The organism is Flagellimonas marinaquae, from assembly GCF_003992675.1.
Lineage (GTDB): Bacteria > Bacteroidota > Bacteroidia > Flavobacteriales > Flavobacteriaceae > Flagellimonas > Flagellimonas marinaquae.
In genome coordinates this window covers 62,814-81,244 of sequence record NZ_RZMZ01000013.1, presented here as the reverse complement: position 1 = coordinate 81,244, position 18,431 = coordinate 62,814, and the positions used below count along the sequence as shown (strand labels likewise).

General features: G+C 43.7%; 12 protein-coding genes. 5 read left to right on the top strand and 7 right to left on the bottom strand.

The genetic code is table 11. The features are described from left to right. Window positions 1-2: 2 nt before the first annotated feature. Window positions 3-1,517, bottom strand: coding sequence for a DUF1800 domain-containing protein (locus EO130_RS07275; protein WP_127140863.1), 1,515 nt, complete (start codon window positions 1,515-1,517; stop codon window positions 3-5). A 170-nt stretch (window positions 1,518-1,687) separates the two neighbouring features. Here EO130_RS07275 and EO130_RS07270 point away from each other — a divergent pair, with 170 nt between their 5' ends. The 4 genes from EO130_RS07270 to EO130_RS07255 all read left to right on the top strand — a co-directional run bounded on the left by EO130_RS07270 (window position 1,688) and on the right by EO130_RS07255 (window position 6,149). Further along, window positions 1,688-2,047 (top strand): YraN family protein, encoded by a 360-nt coding sequence (locus EO130_RS07270; RefSeq protein WP_127140862.1) that lies wholly within the window; start codon window positions 1,688-1,690, stop codon window positions 2,045-2,047. A gap of 54 nt (window positions 2,048-2,101) precedes the next feature. After that, on the top strand, window positions 2,102-2,761 hold the full coding sequence (locus tag EO130_RS07265; RefSeq protein ID WP_127140861.1) for an aspartate kinase: 660 nt from the start codon (window positions 2,102-2,104) through the stop codon (window positions 2,759-2,761). A 74-nt stretch (window positions 2,762-2,835) separates the two neighbouring features. Further along, window positions 2,836-4,818 carry a DUF3352 domain-containing protein gene (locus EO130_RS07260; RefSeq protein ID WP_127140860.1) on the top strand — a complete coding sequence of 661 codons (1,983 nt, stop codon included), beginning with the start codon at window positions 2,836-2,838 and terminating at the stop codon, window positions 4,816-4,818. 173 nt (window positions 4,819-4,991) lie between these two features. Continuing rightward, complete coding sequence (locus EO130_RS07255) at window positions 4,992-6,149, top strand: serine hydrolase domain-containing protein (protein ID WP_127140859.1); 1,158 nt, start codon at window positions 4,992-4,994, stop codon at window positions 6,147-6,149. A 209-nt stretch (window positions 6,150-6,358) separates the two neighbouring features. Here EO130_RS07255 and mfd read toward each other — a convergent pair whose 3' ends face one another. From mfd to EO130_RS07230, 5 genes are all read right to left on the bottom strand, one after another. After that, window positions 6,359-9,793 (bottom strand): transcription-repair coupling factor, encoded by a 3,435-nt coding sequence (gene mfd, locus EO130_RS07250; protein ID WP_127140858.1) that lies wholly within the window; start codon window positions 9,791-9,793, stop codon window positions 6,359-6,361. Between the two features lie 942 nt (window positions 9,794-10,735). After that, window positions 10,736-11,368: a ligase-associated DNA damage response endonuclease PdeM gene (gene pdeM, locus EO130_RS07245; protein WP_127140857.1), complete on the bottom strand. Its 633-nt coding sequence runs from the start codon at window positions 11,366-11,368 to the stop codon at window positions 10,736-10,738. 291 nt (window positions 11,369-11,659) lie between these two features. Further along, window positions 11,660-14,122 carry a ligase-associated DNA damage response DEXH box helicase gene (locus EO130_RS07240; protein ID WP_127140856.1) on the bottom strand — a complete coding sequence of 821 codons (2,463 nt, stop codon included), beginning with the start codon at window positions 14,120-14,122 and terminating at the stop codon, window positions 11,660-11,662. Next, window positions 14,119-15,774, bottom strand: coding sequence for an ATP-dependent DNA ligase (locus EO130_RS07235; protein ID WP_127140855.1), 1,656 nt, complete (start codon window positions 15,772-15,774; stop codon window positions 14,119-14,121). The genes EO130_RS07240 and EO130_RS07235 overlap by 4 nt, the downstream gene beginning before the upstream one ends. Beyond that, window positions 15,771-16,799, bottom strand: coding sequence for a ligase-associated DNA damage response exonuclease (locus EO130_RS07230; RefSeq protein ID WP_127140854.1), 1,029 nt, complete (start codon window positions 16,797-16,799; stop codon window positions 15,771-15,773). Before EO130_RS07230 ends, EO130_RS07235 begins: the two co-directional genes overlap by 4 nt. Before the next feature lie 90 nt (window positions 16,800-16,889). Here EO130_RS07230 and EO130_RS07225 point away from each other — a divergent pair, with 90 nt between their 5' ends. Next, window positions 16,890-17,318: a tellurite resistance TerB family protein gene (locus tag EO130_RS07225; protein ID WP_127140853.1), complete on the top strand. Its 429-nt coding sequence runs from the start codon at window positions 16,890-16,892 to the stop codon at window positions 17,316-17,318. Here EO130_RS07225 and fbp read toward each other — a convergent pair. Then, entirely contained in the window at window positions 17,315-18,322 is a 1,008-nt protein-coding gene (gene fbp / locus EO130_RS07220; RefSeq protein ID WP_127140852.1) for a class 1 fructose-bisphosphatase, read from the bottom strand. The genes EO130_RS07225 and fbp overlap by 4 nt on opposite strands. Window positions 18,323-18,431: the final 109 nt, after the last annotated feature.

The window sequence follows — 18,431 nt, the reverse complement described above, 5'->3', positions numbered from 1 at the left end:
GGTTATTTGAGTTGAAATTCGGGTTCGCGGGACAAATGGCGCAACAGGATATACACCTGTGTTGGGGTTTCTGCACTAATTTGCAGCATCCACTGGCTCGTTCCTCCGGGGTAGTAATCCGGAGAATAGTATTCCTCGGGAACATCGTCAATCTTGAAGGCATCCATGGCCCGTTCAAAATCAGCTTCCGTTAAAAGGCCCTTGGGCGTGAACTTATTGACCAAGGCCCGCACCACAATTTCAGGATTGCTGGTATTGCTATTGGTAGGTCCAACGGCAGCTACTGCCAAATTGCGAAACTCTTCTGGGTTATTCTGAAAAAAGCGCTCCAAGAAAACCTCCATGGTCAGCCATCGACCAATAATAAAATTGGTATTGATCCAGGTTCGGTCCCGCTGCCAACCTTCCACTTCTGGAGGCTCGAAAAAACGTTGACCGATCAGGGAGCAGGAATCCATCATATTGATAATGGTACCATCATCATATGAGAAACCGCTCTCCTTCAAAAAATTGAAATAGAGATCCGCAGGGCTTTTTATAATGACCCCGATTGCGGTTTCATCAAAAAAGTGCTGGCTTTTGAACAATTGTCGCAGCACAGGAGCAATTTCAAACCCACTACTGATGAACGTTTGGGCCATGCCATCGATAATCTGTGGGGCAATGCCATTTCCTTCGTCCCCTGTAGAATCTGGGTGAACGAAGAACTCGTATAATTTTTTACAGATAAACCAACCGATTTCATTGGGACGTTCATTGAACAGAATGTCGATAACATCATCGTAGCCCCAATTTCCGGTCTGACCGAATATGGTCTTATTGTCGGTATTGAATTCTGTCGGGTCAAAAGTTACTTGGGTACAACCTTCTTCTCCGCGTTCGGTATAACCGGATAGCGCTTTGGAGGTTTCAATGATGTCTTCTTCGGTATAGTTGTTCCCCTCGCCCATGGTAAAGAGCTCGTAAAGCTCCCGGGCATAGTTCTCGTTGGGATTGTTACCTCGGTTGCGCACCCCATCCAAATAATAGAGCATCGCACTGGTAAGACCAATTTCACTGGTAAAGGTCTTAAAGTTGCCCAAGGCATTCCTTTGCAGACAGTTGATGTAATAATAAAGGAATCCGGGGCAATTATAGATTCCCAATTGGGTCACAAAGTGATTGCTCCAGAAAAAACTCATTCTGTCGTGCAGTTCATTATTGACCAAGGCATTTCCGTAAGCCGCGGTAAAATCTTCAATCTGGGCGCTTCGCAGTTGGCGGGCAAGATCATCGTCCTCTGGATAGTTGGCATTATTCCAATCTGCCCATTCCGGTGCTGGAATGGCCGGGGCGGCTAGTGCCTGATCTACCAAATTGTCGATTAGGGTGCCGGCTGTTTGACCAACAGCGGCGTTAATGGTCTGCACCGAGGCACTGAATCCGAGCCTTCGATACAAGTGGGCCGCACGTACCTCGTCCAATGGAGTAGTGTACGGCGCCAAGGTTGAGGAATTACAATTGATAAAGTACTCCATAGCAATGTCTGGCGTTAATTAGGTACATAGTTTTGGGGCAACTATATGTTTATGCTAATGTTGGATGTGGTTCAATTGAGCCAACAAATTACAATCTTAACGTTCTAAAGTCCATGAACTACCAAATTTTTCGATGAAATGCAGTAAATTTTTGGAATTTTAGTAATTCTATGGGTGATCATAACACATTTGGCAAGCTTGGAGAGCAAAAAGCAGTCGATTATTTGAAGGCTTCAGGATATGATATAGTAAAGCGAAACTACCGTTATCTCAAGGCTGAAATTGATATTATCGCAAGGCAAGGGGATATCCTAGTAATTATAGAGGTAAAGTCGAGAACCAAAGGATTTTTGGAAGATGTTTCCCATGTCATTACCCCAAAAAAAGTGAAGTTGTTGACCATGGCAGCGAATCATTTTGTGGAGGAAATGGAGGCCGATGTCGAGGTGAGGTTCGACATCGTGACCGTGATCAAGCATGCTGACCATTTTGATATTGAGCATATTGAAAATGCATTCTATCATTTCTAACCATTTGTTTGTTTTATAACAATATGTTATTTTTGTTAAAAACCATGCCAATTCATGAAAACAATATCTGCCGTTGTCGAGCATTACATCAAGAAAAAGCCCTTTTTGCAAACAGCCTTGGGGCAAGGAATCATTAATTTGACCTCTTTATCTCGCCAAATAAAGCCTGAAATCGCCGAAGAACTAGGAAAAGATGTAAAAGACGGTGCCATTGTGATGGCTCTCAAACGGCTTTCGGATGATTTGGAGTTTAGGGCCACCCACAAAATTGTGAAGGTCCTTAAAAATATTGGTGAAATCACGGTGCGTTCCAACCTGACCGATTATACCTTTTTGGCTTCGGATACGATTTTGGAGCAACAGGCAAGATTGTTGGAGGAAGTAAACGCCAACCAGGATGTCTTCTACACTTCGTCCAGAGGGGTAAACGAAATCAATATTGTGATCAGCAATGTGATGGACGGGGTAGTGGAGAAATACTTCAAAATGGAACGCTGTACCCAAAAGGCCGAAGGACTCTCGTCAATTACGGTAAAACTCCCGGCTGAAAACGTATCGGTGCCAGGAATCTATTACTTCATTTTCCAGCGATTGGCTTGGGAGGGCATTGTGCTCTATGAGGTGATTTCCACAACCAACGAGTTTACCATTCTGGTGAACGACGAACAGGTAGATGTTGCCTTCAAGACCATCAAGGATTTAAAATCACTTTAAAATTAGTTTCCAGTTCGGTGGTCTAAACTAAAAAGAGATCTTCTTCGTTCTTGAAAAAGACACTTTTTTGAAAAATGACCAAAAAAAGGATTTTGTTCGGTTTTTTGGGTCTGATCGTACTGTATCTGTGCTATCTGGCCTACATTTTTATTCTTTCCCCAAAGACCAATCTACAGTCCATTTACCTGATTCCCAAAGATGCGGTTTTCATTATTGAATCGGAACAGCCCGTAGAGAGTTGGGAACAAATCAGCAAGAGCGAGGGGTGGCGCCACCTTAAAAAGAACGCTTATTTTTCAGACCTCACCGAGAACATCCAACGGGTAGATACGATTTTCAACAACAACCATAAACTGTTCGAGTTTTTCGACAATCGTTCCCTGTTCATCTCCATCCATATGATTTCGCCAAAGGACTATGGAATATTTTATGTGTTGGATTTGAAGCGAATTGCCAAACTACAACTGCTCAAAACCTATCTGAATACCTTGTTGGATGATGGTTATGTGTTGAGCAAGCGGACCTATCACGAACAGGAGATTTTGGAAGTGCACGACCGGGAAAGTAAGGAGACCATGTATTTGGCCTTTATCAAAAACCAGTTGGTGGCCTCCTATACCCATACCTTGGTGGAGGCTTCGATTGATCAATATATGGAACCTGTATTGGGGCGTAACCTTAACTTTTTGGAAATCAATCAAAAGGTGGGACATGAGGATTTGTTCCGTATGTATGTGCAGTACCATTATTTTGATGATTATGTTCAAATGTATTCGGACCGCCCTTCGGATTGGGTAAAACGGGTAAGTGAAAACTTCCTGTTCTCCGGTTTCTATTTTGATTTGGATGAAAACAGTAGCCTAACGGCCAATGGATATACCAACATCAGCGGCGTGAACGAATATTATCTGGAGGCATTGCAAAAATCGGGCACGGCCAAACGTTCTGTTCCCGAAGTGGCTCCCAATAGTACGGCCCTATACATCAGTTATGGGTTTGATAGCTTCGCTGAGTTCTACAAAAATTTCGAAAGCGTCCAGCAGAACGACCCTGAGCAGTTCGAGAGTTACCAAACAAGTATCGCCAAGATGGAGAAATTCCTGAAAATCGATATAAAGGAACATTTTGTAAGCTGGATAGGGGATGAAATTGCCGTGCTTCAAATTCAATCGCACATAAATAAGGGCAAGAATGATGTTGCGCTGGTGCTCAAGGCCAATGATGCTGAAGCTGCCAAGACCAATCTGGATTTTGTGGTAGAGCAGATCCGCAAAAAAACACCTGTCAAATTCAAAGCGGTCAATTACAAGGATTACGAAATCAATTTTCTTTCCATCAAAGGGTTTTTTAAAATGCTTTTGGGCGGTAGGTTTGATGAGTTTGACAAACCCTACTTCACCCAAATTGATGACTTTGTCATTTTTAGTGATAGCCCCAATACCCTTAAGGGTATTATTGATAAAGTTTCGGAAGGCGATATCCTTGCGACTTCAGAGGAGTTCAAAAGTTTTGATGAAAGGTTCGATTCAGAGTCCTCGGTGTTTGTGTATAGTAATGTGCCTTTGCTTTTTGATAATATGTATGCGTTGGCTGATGCCCCAACAAAGCAAAAAATGCTCAAGAACAAGGATTTTATCATCTGTTTTCCGCAGGTAGGACTACAATTATCACCGGAAGACGATTTGTTTGAAAGTCGTTTGGTATTGAACTATCGGAATGTGGATGAGGTTAAGAGGACGTTTAAAACGTCAACATCTGTCAATAAAGCAATTCCAAAAAAGCAAGCTTCGGCTTCAACGGAGATCACCGATGCTGTTTTTGATTTGAAGCCTATTTATCCCACTGACTTGAATGCCAAATCGTTTGGTAAACAGTACACCAACGGGAACACTAGGTTTGAAGTGGACCTAAAGGATGGCTTAAAGCATGGCCGTTACGAAGAATTTTATCCCGATGGCACCCGAAAGATCAGGGGTCGCTTTCGAGATGATGTCCAGGTAGGCACTTGGCGGTACTATGATAAAAATGGAGAACAGGTTCACAAAAAGCGGTTTTAGGTTTTTCGTCGCTCCGCTCTGTCGAAATGACTAGTTAGAGGTAATTGTTATTCCGTACATAACACGGAATCTTATCCCAAAAAATAGTAATCTAGACTATCCTGAGCGTTGTCGTGGATAATAAATTCCCCAACAATCATTACCTTTCTCTTCTAAACCAAACCTCCGAAAGCATGAAAAAAATAGTAGTTGCAGTTATACTACTCGCTGCATTCTTTACAACGGTAGCCGCCAACGCACAACAAATCAATTTTCCAGAGCGCTACGCAACATGGAAAACAGCGGAAAAGAATCAATTTAAATATGATCAATCAGCACTAGATGAAGCTGTAGCGTTTGCCAATGCGAATGAATATTCGGGGTCTCGGGACTTGCGGATTGCCATATTGGAAGGCTTCAAACGCGAACCTTTTCATCAAATTTTGGGGCCTACCAAGAAAAGAGGCGGTCCTGCAGGGATGATTCTAAAAAATGGCTATGTGCTGGCTTCTTGGGGCGATACCCAACGTGTGGACATGACTTTCAGCGTTACCAAAAGTTTTCTATCTACTGTCGCTGGACTTGCCGAAGATCATGGTTTGATAAAGGATACCAAGGACAAAGTGGGGGACTACATTTGGGATGGCACTTTTGATGGAGCGCACAACTCCAAAATAACCTGGGAACACCTATTGCAACAAAATTCTGACTGGTCCGGAGAATTGTGGGGCGGCAAGGATTGGGCAGACCGTCCACCGAGTGAAGGTGGTCTGGACGATTGGAAATTCCGAAAGCTCAACGAACCTGGCACCGTAATGGAGTACAACGACGTTCGCGTCAACGTGCTTGCTTATGCGCTTACCCATGTGTGGAGAAAACCAGTGCCCATGGTGCTCAAGGAAGAGATAATGGATAAAATTGGAGCAACAACCTCATGGCGATGGTTTGGTTACGAGAATGCTTGGACCGTGGTAGATGGAATACAGATGAAATCCGTGACCGGTGGCGGACATTCGGGAGCTGGACTTTTTATCTCCACAGAGGATATGGCCCGATTTGGTATGTTGTTTTTGAACAACGGAAAATGGGGAAACGAACAGCTCATTAGCGAAGATTGGATCAAAAAGGCCACTACGCCTTCCATACCCAATGTGAACTATGGCTATATGTGGTGGTTGAACCAACAGGGTGACCGCCACTGGGACGGTGTTCCCGAACATGTGTTTTACGCCGCTGGTTTTGGAGGTAACTTTATCGTGGTGGACCAAAAAAGTGGATTGGTCATTGTAACGCGCTGGCTGGAACCTTCAAAAATTGGGGAGTTTGTAAAGCAGGTGTATGAGGTTTTTTAATTAGTAAGTAATAGTCCGTCACCCTGAACTTGCCTGCCTGCCAGCAAAGGCAGGTTTCAGGGTCTCATATGTTTTGATATTGTTGTGCAATTAAAAATGACACGATTTACACGAATCTTCACAAATCATAATTGGTGTCATTCGAAGCGAAGCGAAGAATCTTAAATATCTAATAATGAGATGCAAAAATAAATTCAGTATGGCGAGTTTTAAACAGAAACATTTTGCTCTTGTGGCGTAAAAGGCCCCAAAACCTTCAACGCTTTGTCCACACTCGTAATCCTGTCAAACGTCAACAGTAACCGTAACCCAGTTCGGGTCTGTTTTTCCTTGAGCTTGGCCTGTTGGGGATGGCTCTGTACATATTGCAGCACTTGGGTAAACACGGGACTTTGGTAAAAACTGGATTGCTGGTCCGCAATAAAGTAACCGATAAATTTGCCCTTTTTCATGATGACCTTTTCCAGACCAATGTGGGTGGCAATCCATTTAATACGAACGGAGTTCAGTAAGTCTGCCGCTTGTTCGGGTAATTCTCCAAACCTATCTACCAGTTGTGCCTCGAATTTTTGAAGTCCCTCTTCATCCGCTACCTCATTCAGTTGAGTGTACAGGTTGAGTCGCTCTGTAATATTATTAATGTAGTCATCTGGGAAGAGCAGTTCAAAATCGGTGTCCAACTGCATCTCTTTCACATATACTTTTTCCTTATCGCCCTCAACTTCATCATACAATTCTTTGAACTCGTTTTCTTTGAGTTCCTCAATGGCTTCGGACAGTATTTTTTGATAGGTCTCAAATCCGATTTCATTAATGAACCCACTCTGCTCACCTCCCAATAAGTCACCGGCACCACGAATTTCCAAATCCTTCATCGCAATATTGAAACCACTGCCCAGCTCGGTGAATTGTTCCAAAGCTTCGATACGTTTTCGGGCTTCGGGGGTCATTACTTCATAAGGTGGCGTGATAAAATAACAGAACGCTTTTTTGTTGCTTCGGCCAACACGTCCACGCATCTGGTGAAGATCACTCAATCCGAAATTGTTGGCATTGTGAATGAAAATGGTATTGGCGTTGGTCACGTCCAAACCACTTTCAATGATGGTGGTTGAAACCAACACATCAAACTCGCCGTTCATAAAGGAAAGCATCAAGGTTTCCAGTTTTTTGCCCTCCATTTGGCCATGTCCTATCCCTATTTTGGCATCTGGCACCAAGCGTTGGAGCATTCCAGCGACCTCTTTGATGTTTTCAATACGATTGTGAATGAAGAACACCTGTCCGCCCCGTTGGATTTCGTAGGATATCGCATCGCGGATAATTTCTTCGTTCAATCGAATCACATGGCTTTCGATGGGATAGCGGTTCGGTGGCGGCGTATTGATGACAGAGAGGTCACGAGCGGCCATCAAACTAAACTGTAACGTCCTTGGAATGGGGGTGGCGGTCAGTGTAAGCACATCCACATTTTCTTTGATGGAACGCAGTTTTTCTTTTACGGAAACCCCGAATTTCTGTTCCTCGTCCACAATGAGCAAGCCCAAATCCTTGAACTTTACATTCTTGTTGACCAACTGGTGTGTTCCAATAATGATATCCACTTTGCCACTTTCCAGATTTTCTAGGGTCTCCTTTTTCTCCTTTGCTGTTCTAAACCGGTTGAGGTAATCCACGGTTACCGGCATTTCTTTCAATCGTTCGGAAAATGTTCTATGATGCTGAAAAGCCAAAATCGTGGTGGGAACCAAAATAGCCACCTGTTTGCCGTTGTCCACAGCCTTGAATGCTGCCCTGATGGCGACCTCTGTTTTTCCAAAGCCTACATCGCCACAGATGAGTCGGTCCATCGGACGCTCACTCTCCATATCCTTCTTGACGTCCTGGGTGCTTTTTTCTTGATCCGGCGTGTCTTCGTACAAGAAAGAGGCTTCGAGCTCGTGTTGTAAATAGCTGTCCGGCGCATATTGAAATCCTTTTTCCAATCGCCGTTTGGCATAGACTTTTATAAGGTCGAAGGCAATCTTTTTGACCCTGGCCTTGGTCTTTTGCTTGAGTTTTTTCCAAGCCGCCGAACCCAGTTTGTATATTTTGGGAGGCGCCCCGTCCTTACCGTTGTATTTGGAAATTTTATGAAGCGAATGGATGCTGACGTAGAGGATATCACGGTCACCATAGATCAGTTTGATGGCTTCCTGCTTTTTGCCCTCCACATCAATCTTCTGCAAACCACCAAACTTGCCTATACCATGATCTATATGCGTAACATAATCACCGATTTCCAGCTTGTTGAGTTCCTTCAGTGTGATGGCCTGCTTTTTGGCGTAGCCATTCTTCAGATGAAATTTGTGGTACCGCTCAAAAATTTGGTGGTCCGTATAGCAAGCAATCTTTAGGTTTTGGTCCACAAAACCTTGGTACAACGGAAAAATGATGGTCTGGTAGTGCACCGTTTCGTCCACTTCATCAAAAATGTCGTGAAAGCGTTTAGCCTGTTGCTCGGTGGAACAAAAAATATAATTGCTGTAACCTGCATCCCGATTGTCATTGAGATTTTCAATAAGCAGGTCAAATTTTTTGTTGAAAGCTGGCTGGGGTTTGGTGTTGAATTGGATGATTTCACTTCGACTCCGCTCAGTGACCATTTCTCCTGTATTTTGGTGGCTGAGCGGAGTCGAAGCCCCAATCTCAAAACATAAATAATCCTTCAACTGCTCTTTCAACAAAGCTGAATCCAAAAACAGTTCCTTCGGTTTCGCGTGTTTGATCTCTTGACTCAACTTGGCAAAACTCTCCTCAGCTTTTTCAAAAAAGGAATCAATTCGGTCGTAGATGAGCGCAGGGTTTTTTGCAAAGACTACGGTATTGGCCGAAATATATTTTAAGAAGCTTTCCCGTGTTTCCTCGGTAAACTTGTTTTCCACATTGGGTATGATGGTAATTTTCTTCACTTTGTCGGTGGAAAGCTGGGTTTCCACATCAAAAGTTCGAATGCTGTCCACTTCATCCCCGAAAAACTCGATACGATAAGGTTCATCGTGAGAGAAGGAAAAGACATCCACAATACCCCCACGAACAGAAAACTCCCCGGGTTCGGTCACAAAATCCACCCGTTTAAACTGGTATTCAAACAGCACTTCGTTTAAAAAATCCAACGAGATTTCATCGCCCAATTTTATTTTTTGGGTGTTTTTGTCCAGTTCCTTTCTGGTCACCACTTTCTCAAAAAGGGCATCGGGATACGTAACGATTATTGCCGGTTTCTTTCTGGAATTGATGCGGTTCAATACCTCTGCACGAAGGAGTACATTGGCATTGTCCGTTTCTTCAATTTGATACGGTCTTCGGTAGCTTCCCGGATAAAAAAGCACATCTTTTTCTCCGATCAACTGCTCCAAATCATTCAAAAGATAAGCAGCCTCTTCCTTGTCGTTCAAAATCAACAAGAATGGCGATTCGGCAGACTTGAAAGCTTCAGCGATTACAAAGGAAAGGGAAGAACCGACTAGTCCTTTGATGTTGATTTTTCGTGAAGCCGATGACTTCTCGACTGCGCTCGAAGTGACAGGTTGGGCAATAATCTCCCTCAGTTTCCCAAGTTGGGGAGACTGTTCAAAAAGTTGTGAAATCGGGGTTTTGGTCAATCCAAAAAACTTTGCGGCAAAGATAAACCGCGAAAAGGTTTACTGAAAATGTTTTTTTGGGTTTGTTTTGATGAGGTTGAACTTGTGTGAGCTTGGTGAGATTAGGATGTTACATCGAGTTTGTGAAGCGAAGGTGGGGAGTTCGAAGTCAGAAGTCGGAAGTCAGGATTCAGTTGGCAGTATGCAGTTGACACTCATTTCACGAATTAGCACAAATAGTGTTCTTGGTCATTTCGAGCTGTCGCCCCGAGCGATGGTCATTGAGCGAAGTCGAAATCAGTCGAGGGGGCAGTCGAGAAATCTATTGGAAGTCGGAAGTCGGAAGTCGGAAGTCGGAAGTCAGTCAGCAGTTGGCAGTTGTTGATTTTGTAAGATAGTGTGTAGTTCTTGTATTTTTTGGCGGTTTTTGTAAAAAAAGAGGCAAAAAATGTATCGAGAACCTTGTTCAGTGGTGAGCCAAGAACCAAGACCTAAGAGCGCAGTTATTTGAACTTGATACTTGAACTTGAGCTTTTCTATCAGATTTCTCCATCGTCACTTCGTGTCTCATGTCGAAATGACCTCTTACCGTCATGCTGAATTTGTTTCAGCGTCTCACTCAGATGGGATTCCGAAACAAGTTCGGAATGACGGCTAAGCAACCGTGCGGAATGACAGCCTAGTTCATTGGAGAGCTAAGAACCAAGACCCAAGAAGACAGTTTTTTGAAATTGGTGCTTGAATTTGAGTTTTTCCGTCAGATTTCTCCATCGTCACTTCGTGCCTCATGTCGAAATGACGTGAGACATTCAGGATGGTTAGCTGGCATCGGTTTGGTGAGAATTTCCCAAAAACTATTTTTTTACTTAAACCTTAAACCTTGAACTTGACACTTGAATTTGAGTTTCTCAAACTGATTCTCAATCGTCACTTCGTGCCTCATTTCGAAATGACGAAGCAAATCTAAACCTTAAGAATACTATCTTCAACAATGGCAAAAACTTCATCCGAATCTTTGGGGTCAAGGGAATGGGTACCCGTGAATTGTCCGAAAGCAGGGAGAATCATTTGATTGTTGGACTTAAAAAAGCAGGGCAATTTGATGCGTTCCCTTCCAAAACCTTTGAGTTTAATGGAAGGATGAATATGGCCGCAAAAGGTAAAATAGCCCTCACGTTCTTCGGGATGATGGGTCAATAAAAAAGAGTCAATAACCAACTCTGGAAATATTGAAATCTTAAGTTTTTCGAACTTTTCGGGTGCAATAATGTCGTGGTTGCCTGCCACCAAAAGGATTTCAGCAGGTGTTTTGCCTACCCAATTCTCAAACAATTCCCATTCTTTGTTGAGCGATGAATGGAACAGATCGCCCAAAAAACAGATTTGAAAAGGCTGAAAATCTGAAACGATTTTATCCAAAAGCAAGAAGTTTTTGTGAATGGCCTTTCGGGGTACCGCTGCTCCAAATTTTCTGAAATGGGATACCTTGCCCAAGTGTACATCACTGATCAGCAAGAGTGATTTTTCCTCCCAAAACAGTCCACCCAAAGGGTGCAGTTGAAATTTTTGATTGTGTATTTGAATATTTTTCCTCATTTGCCTTCGATACTACAAATTTAGTTCAATTGTCATTTCGTACCGACCAGCGGGAGCGTGAGAAATCTTTTTTTAATGTGTTTTGGAATCAATGGGATTTCTCAATCGTCGTTGCCTCCTCATTTCGAAATGACACCTTCTCTCTTCATGCTGAACTTGCCTGCCTGCGGCAAAGGCAGGTTTCAGTATCTCAACAGATCGATGCGTGCCATACTTCGGCTCATTTCGACTTCGCTCAATGACCAGCCCTCAGCATCTGCACGGAATGACAGGTACTAGGATGTTCGTTGGCTATTTGGTCAATTTATTTATCATCCGTTGGATGCGGTCTGCCAATTTTTCGTTGGATAGTTTTTCGCGCAGCCTGTCGGTAATTATCGGGAAGGATAGGGGCGTGGGTTGGGTACATTTTTTCCAAACAATCTCTTGTTCCGCGATTCGTTCCAAGGCCAATCGTAGTCGACCTTCTTCCAATTGATGCTCAAAAGTTTCGGTAAAGGCCTGTTGGTAAAGTAGATTATCATCTTCAAAATCACGGAACACATCAAACAGCAATTCCGAACTGCTTTGCAGATGCTTCATTTTGACTCCTTTCTCGGGATAGCCCGTAAAAACCATTCCACTGATAACGGCAATATCACGGAATTTTCTGCGTGCCATTTCATTGGAGTTCAAACTTTTTTGAAGGTCGGACAACATATACTCCGGGGTAAAAAGGTTGTTGTCCAGAATTTCCTGAATATTGATTTCCCTGTCCGATAGCAACTCAAAACCATAATCGTTAAATGCGAGTGAGCAGGTTATCGGCGTCAACAAACTGATGCGATAGGCCAAGAGACTGCTCATCCCTTCGTGAATGGCCCTACCTTCAAAAGGGTAAAACATATGGTGGTAGCCATCACGGGTCTTAAAGGTTTCTATCAAAAATTGATGTGGCTGCGGGACAAGGCTTTCTTCCCTTTGCTTGGAAAACATGGGCTGTAATGCCTGTATTTCCTCTGATTGTTGGTCAAATTCCAACTCGGCGGTGTACAATTCTTGGCGTAATAATTCGGACATCTTTGCGGAAAAGCTCAAACGTCCGCCCATCCAACTGGGTACTTTGTTTGTTCGCTTGGAGGAATTGCGCACATGGGCGGCCATCCCCTTGATTCGGATAAATTCCAAATTACGTCCTGCAAAAGTAAATACATCTCCAGCGCTTAGTTTGGATATAAAATATTCCTCGATACTGCCAATGTAGCCCCCTTTTTGATAGCGAACGGAGATGGTGGCATCGCCCACAATGGTCCCAATCTGAAACCGATGTCGCATAGCAACCGCCCTGCTGTTCACTTTGAATTTGCCATCTTCTTCAACCTCCACCTTTTTATACTCGTCGTAGCTTTTTAGGCTTTGGCTTCCCATTACTAAAAAATTCAACAGCCATTGCCACTGTTCTTCGGTCAAGGTCTGATAACAGAACGTTTGTTTGATTTCTGGATAGATCTCATCAGGAAAAAACCCATTGGACACCGCCAAGGTGGTCAAATATTGAATAAGGACATCAAAACTGTTGAGGTAGGGTATGCGGTCTTCCACGGCGCTGTTCAATACCGCTTTTTGCATGGCCGAAGCTTCGACCAACTCTATGGCGTGGGTAGGTAAAAAGTAAATGACGCTTTCCTTGCCAGGTCGGTGCCCGCTACGTCCGGCACGTTGTAAAAACCGGGCAACACCCTTTGGGCCGCCAATTTGGATCACAGTTTCCACAGGCGCAAAATCAACTCCAAGGTCAAGGCTCGATGTGCAGACCACTGCTTTTAGACTTTCGTTTCGGATGGCCTGCTCCACCCACAGTCGGGTTTCTTTGTTGATGCTGCCGTGGTGCATCGCCATTTCGCCAGCAAACTCAGGGTATTTTTCCAATATTTTCTGGAACCAGATTTCACATTGGCTTCGCGTGTTGGTAAAAAGCAAGGTGGTTTTACTGTTGTTGACGATGGGCACCACCTGATCTAAAAGATGCAATCCCAAGTGTCCGCGCCAAGGAAATGTTTCCATCTCTTTTGGAATGATGCTTTTTACCGTGATTTTTTTGTTGAGGTTGGCCTTCACCAAGACCGAATTTTCCAATTCTGGCGATGTTGGCCCCAACAGGACTTCGCGAGCTTGCTCCAAATTACCGATAGTGGCCGATATACCCCAAATACGTAAATCTTTGCAAATTGTTTTTAGGCGGGATAGCCCGAGTTCCATTTGAACGCCCCGTTTGGTGCCCAACAATTCGTGCCATTCGTCCACTACAATGGCGGAGCAGTTCTTGAATGTTTTTTTATAGTCTTTGGATGACAATAACAACTGCAGACTCTCAGGTGTGGTAATCAATAAGTCGGGCATGTTGGTACGCATTTTTGCCCTTTCTTTTGCTGAAGTATCACCGGTACGAATACCCACGGTCATTTGGGTTTCCAAATCCTGGGTAATGCGTTCCGCAGATTGTTTGATTTCCTGTGAAAGTGCTCGCAATGGCGTGATCCAGATGGCTTTTAATCCTTTTTTGTGCTTGGTCTTGTAATCAGGATTGTTTTTGATGTAGTTGAGCACGATCGGAAACCAAAGCGCATAGGTTTTTCCGCTTCCGGTGGGAGCGTTCAAAAGGCCATGTTTGCCCTCCAAAAAGGCATTCCAACTCTCTTTTTGAAAAGGGAATGGCTTCCAATCTTGTTCTTGGAACCAATTTTCGGCGATATTGAAAAGGTTCTTTTGATTCATTTTTTATGAGATTCCTTAGTTCCGCTCGGGATCAGCGCTTTTAATTCATCCAAAGAATTGGCCTCATCGATTTTTTTGTCCTTCCGCCATCTTAAAATTCTGGGAAAGCGTGTGGCAACGCCACTTTTATGTCGCTTGGAAGGAGCAATCCCCTCAAAAGCGATTTCAAACACATGCTCCGGAGTAACACTTCGAACGGGGCCGAAACGGTCCAAGGTATTTTTCTTGATCCACGCATCAACTTGTCTAAACTCTTTGTCCGTTAAGCCCGAATAGGCCTTGGCAAAGGTCACCAGTTCTTTTTCCCCTTGTTCGTTCGTGTCCCAAAGGGCAAAGGTATAGTCGGTAAAAAGATTGCTTCGACGACCATGTCCACGCATGGCATAAGTGAGCACGGCATCAATGGTCAGCGGGTCGACCTTCCATTTCCACCATTCCCCTTTTTTTCGTCCCACTTGGTAGGTGGAGTCATTGCGTTTGAGCATGAGCCCTTCACTATGTTTTTCTCTGGACAATTCCCTTTCTTTTGCCACCTCTTCCCAAGAATCGAATTGCATCCGTTCGGAGAGGAGTAGGGGTAATTCGTCACTTCGACTACGCTCTGTGACCTGTTTATTGAGCGTAGTCGAAATCATAGACTCTAAAATTTTTCTTCGCTCCAGATACGTTTTATTCCTGATGTCCTTGCCCTTCCATTCCAGCACATCATATACTTTCAATTTGCAGGGAATCTTTTCTAAAAGTGATCTTGAAATATTTTTGCGGCCTATTCGGGTCTGAAGATCTTTAAAAGTGCCTATTTCACCTTTGGGATAGGGGAGCAGTTCACCATCCAATACTGTTCCGTTAGGGATAACGCCTACGAAGGCCTCAAATTCAGGGTATTTGTCTGTAACCAGTTCTTCCCCACGGCTCCAAACAAAGAGTTCATCATTTCTTAGAATCACTTGGCAGCGAATACCATCCCATTTGTGTTCTACGGACCATTGGTTCACATCCCCCAAGTCGGAAACATCATCCTCCACAGCGTACGCCAAAAAGAAAGGATAAGGTTTGGACAGATAATCGCTTTCTTTTTCTTCCAAAATGAGGTCATGAAAGCTGATACGGTTCGGGTCCCAATTGCCCATTAATTTGTAGGCGAGAATGTCCTCTTCGATGCCCGTAGCTTTGGACAGTGCACGGGTCATTAATTTTTGACTTACCCCAATCCGGAAACCACCCGTAATCAATTTGGTAAAAACAAACCGTTCGTAGTAATCCAACACCGACCAATTTTGAAATAGGTATTTCTTTTTTTCGTTCTCGGATTTCGGTTTCAAGGCAATCATCTCCTGTAAAAATGTAGTGAGTGATTTTTTAGAACCTTTTTCTGATGAGGGTACTACCAAAGCGATGGTCTCCGCCAAATCCCCGACAATGTGGTAACTCTCTTCGAAGAGCCAAGCGGGAATGTTCGAAAGTTCAGCGGCCCATGTACGAAGCAAGGTGGTATTTACAGGGCGTGGAGGTCTTCGGTGGGAGAGAATGGCTATGGTCCAAACCTTGTCTTGGTCGCTCGCTGCTTTGAAATATTGGGAGAGCGCCTCTACCTTTAGGTTGGTTTTGTTGGTGCCGTCCAATGTTTTTATGAGCTGGGCAAACTGTCTCATTCCGCTTCCGATTTTTCCTGTTCAGGAGTATTATCTTCGGATAGTTCGCCTTCGTATTGCGTGGCTTCCGTTCGGGCGTCGTACCCCAGTTCCTGTAAATATTTGGAGAAAATATCAGTGTAGCCATGGGTACAGATGATTTTTTCAGCACCAGTGGCCTCAACAGTTTTCAAAAGCCCGCTCCAATCACAATGGTCGCTCAGCACAAAAACTTTATCAATCGCTCTCCGCCTTCGTGCGCCCCTAAAAGCCATCCAACCACTGGCCGTAGCCGTTACATAAGGCACCATTTTGCGGATCCAAGTGCTGCCGTGTGCGCTTGGCGGGGCCACCACGATATTGCCCAATAGTTCGTCTTTTTTGGTGTCCTTGGTAATCAAATGGGTCGACGGCAAATCGACCAAAGGGCGGAGCACTTCGGTCATATTTTCCACAGCACCGTGAGTATAAATTTTTCCGATGGAAGTGTCCAAATGTTTCAACAAACGCTGGGCTTTGCCCAGGGAATAACCAAACAGCACAGAGGTTTTCCCTTCCGATTTGTTCTGAGCCCACCAATGGTTGATATCGTTGAACACCTCTTTTTGTGGTCTCCATTGAAAGGCTGGCAACCCAAAGGTACATTCGGTGATGAAGGTGTGACACTTTACAAGCTCAAATGGAGTGGTGAGCCCATCATCTTCAATTTTGTAATCCCCGGTAAAGACCCAAACCTCGCCATTGTGCTCTACCCGTATTTGGGAAGAACCCACAATATGTCCCGCAGGGTGCAAACTGAATTTTACGTTGTTTATCGTGAAGGTCTCGCCCCAATCCTTGCCTGAAATGTTCACATCACCTAGACGATGTTGTACAATGGGAATATTCTTATGGTGGGTAATGTATTGTTGGTGACCCCATCTGCTGTGGTCGGCGTGTCCGTGGGAAATGATGGCCTTGTTTATCGGTTCCCATGGATCCAAATACACATCCGCTTGTTCACAGTAGATTCCTTTGGGGGTAAATTGCAGCAAAGGTGTTTTCATAGCAGCCGTAAATTACAAATTTCTTTTGGTGCCCATTTTATATATTATATCTCTTTTAAAGATTTATATTTGTCCCACAAAATTTGAGATATGCCGATTTTAGATCTTTACGAGCACGGTGACCATAGAAAGAATATGGCCCATTTTGCCACATTGGCAAGTTTGGCTGCTGTAGATGGGGAAATCAATCCCAAGGAGATGGCCGTTTTGCAGAAGTTTGCTTTTAAACTCAACATTAGTGAGGAGGAATTTAAAGAGGTGATGAAAAAGGAGAACAAATATCCCATCGAGACTCCTCACAGCGGCGAGAAACGATACAAGAGGCTATTCGAATTTTTTCAGATTATTTTCTCTGATTATGATATTGATGACCAAGAACGTAAAATGGTTGAAAAATATGCCATTGGACTTGGCTTTTCCACGAAGTCAGCAGCAGAGATCATCGATAAATCCATCAAGATTTTTAGAGGTAAAATCCCATTTGAGGATTACTACGAATTGGTGATGCGCGAAAACTAATATTTCGCCATAAATTCTTCTGCTTTTTCCACCATTTTTCGACTTCCGCAGAAAAAGGGAACCCTTTGGTGCAATTCAGTGGGTTGAATATCCATAATTCGTTGATAGCCGTCACTGGCCTTTCCGTTGGCTTGTTCCGCCAAGAACGCCATAGGATTACATTCGTAGAGTAAACGAAGCTTTCCCTTTTGTGCCTTACTGGTCTTGGGATAGATGTAAATACCCCCTTTGATCATGTTCCGATGAAAATCCGAAACAAGCGAACCGATATACCGTGAAGTGTAGGGCCTATCATCTTCTTCCATTTGACAGTACTTGATATAATCCTTTACCCCTTGCGGAAAATGCACGTAGTTGCCCTCGTTGATGCTGTAGATGTTTCCCGTTTCCGAAAATTGCATAGTTGGATGGGATAGGTAAAAAGTGCCCAGGGCCGGATTTAGTGTAAACCCGTTTACCCCATCGCCAGTGGTGTAGACCAACATCGTTGAGGTACCATAAATAATGTATCCCGCTGCAATCTGATTCTTTCCTGGCTGTAAAAAGTCTTCCAAGGTCACCGGCGTTCCTACTGGAGTAACCCTTCTGTAAATGGAAAAAATGGTTCCCACCGAAACGTTCACATCAATATTGGAAGAGCCGTCCAAAGGATCAATCAATACCACATACTTATTTTGGTGCTGTTTGTCAAAACTGTTGATACTGATGAAATCGTCCTCTTCCTCCGAAGCAATACCACAAACAATCTCTCGATTTTTTAAGGTCTGAATGAATTTTTCATTGGCCAGAACATCCAATTTTTGCTGATTTTCCCCTTGGATATTAGTATCTCCTGCCGCACCGATAATATCCACCAGTCCCGCTTTGTTCACTTCGTGGTTTACTACTTTTGCGGCCAAGCGGATTCCGTTGAGCAGTCGTGATAATTCCCCGGAAGTGTATTGAAATGAATTTTGATTGGCGATGATAAACTCGCCGAGCGTACGATGTTGTTTTTCAAACATGGAAAGGCTGTTTTATTTGAGGACAAATATCGGGCATTTTGTGAAACTACAACGTTTTCGAAAGACTTTAATTATGTAATTTTATAACTTTGAGTTTTATTTGTAACAA

What these genes read in the sequence shown, in the direction of transcription:
- EO130_RS07275 (WP_127140863.1), bottom strand. Translation starts at nt 1,517, where the DNA reads ATGGAGTACTTTATCAATTGTAATTCCTCAACCTTGGCGCCGTACACT.
- EO130_RS07270 (WP_127140862.1), top strand. Translation starts at nt 1,688, where the DNA reads ATGGGTGATCATAACACATTTGGCAAGCTTGGAGAGCAAAAAGCAGTC.
- EO130_RS07265 (WP_127140861.1), top strand. Translation starts at nt 2,102, where the DNA reads ATGAAAACAATATCTGCCGTTGTCGAGCATTACATCAAGAAAAAGCCC.
- EO130_RS07260 (WP_127140860.1), top strand. Translation starts at nt 2,836, where the DNA reads ATGACCAAAAAAAGGATTTTGTTCGGTTTTTTGGGTCTGATCGTACTG.
- EO130_RS07255 (WP_127140859.1), top strand. Translation starts at nt 4,992, where the DNA reads ATGAAAAAAATAGTAGTTGCAGTTATACTACTCGCTGCATTCTTTACA.
- pdeM (WP_127140857.1), bottom strand. Translation starts at nt 11,368, where the DNA reads ATGAGGAAAAATATTCAAATACACAATCAAAAATTTCAACTGCACCCT.
- EO130_RS07240 (WP_127140856.1), bottom strand. Translation starts at nt 14,122, where the DNA reads ATGAATCAAAAGAACCTTTTCAATATCGCCGAAAATTGGTTCCAAGAA.
- EO130_RS07235 (WP_127140855.1), bottom strand. Translation starts at nt 15,774, where the DNA reads ATGAGACAGTTTGCCCAGCTCATAAAAACATTGGACGGCACCAACAAA.
- EO130_RS07230 (WP_127140854.1), bottom strand. Translation starts at nt 16,799, where the DNA reads ATGAAAACACCTTTGCTGCAATTTACCCCCAAAGGAATCTACTGTGAA.
- EO130_RS07225 (WP_127140853.1), top strand. Translation starts at nt 16,890, where the DNA reads ATGCCGATTTTAGATCTTTACGAGCACGGTGACCATAGAAAGAATATG.
- fbp (WP_127140852.1), bottom strand. Translation starts at nt 18,322, where the DNA reads ATGTTTGAAAAACAACATCGTACGCTCGGCGAGTTTATCATCGCCAAT.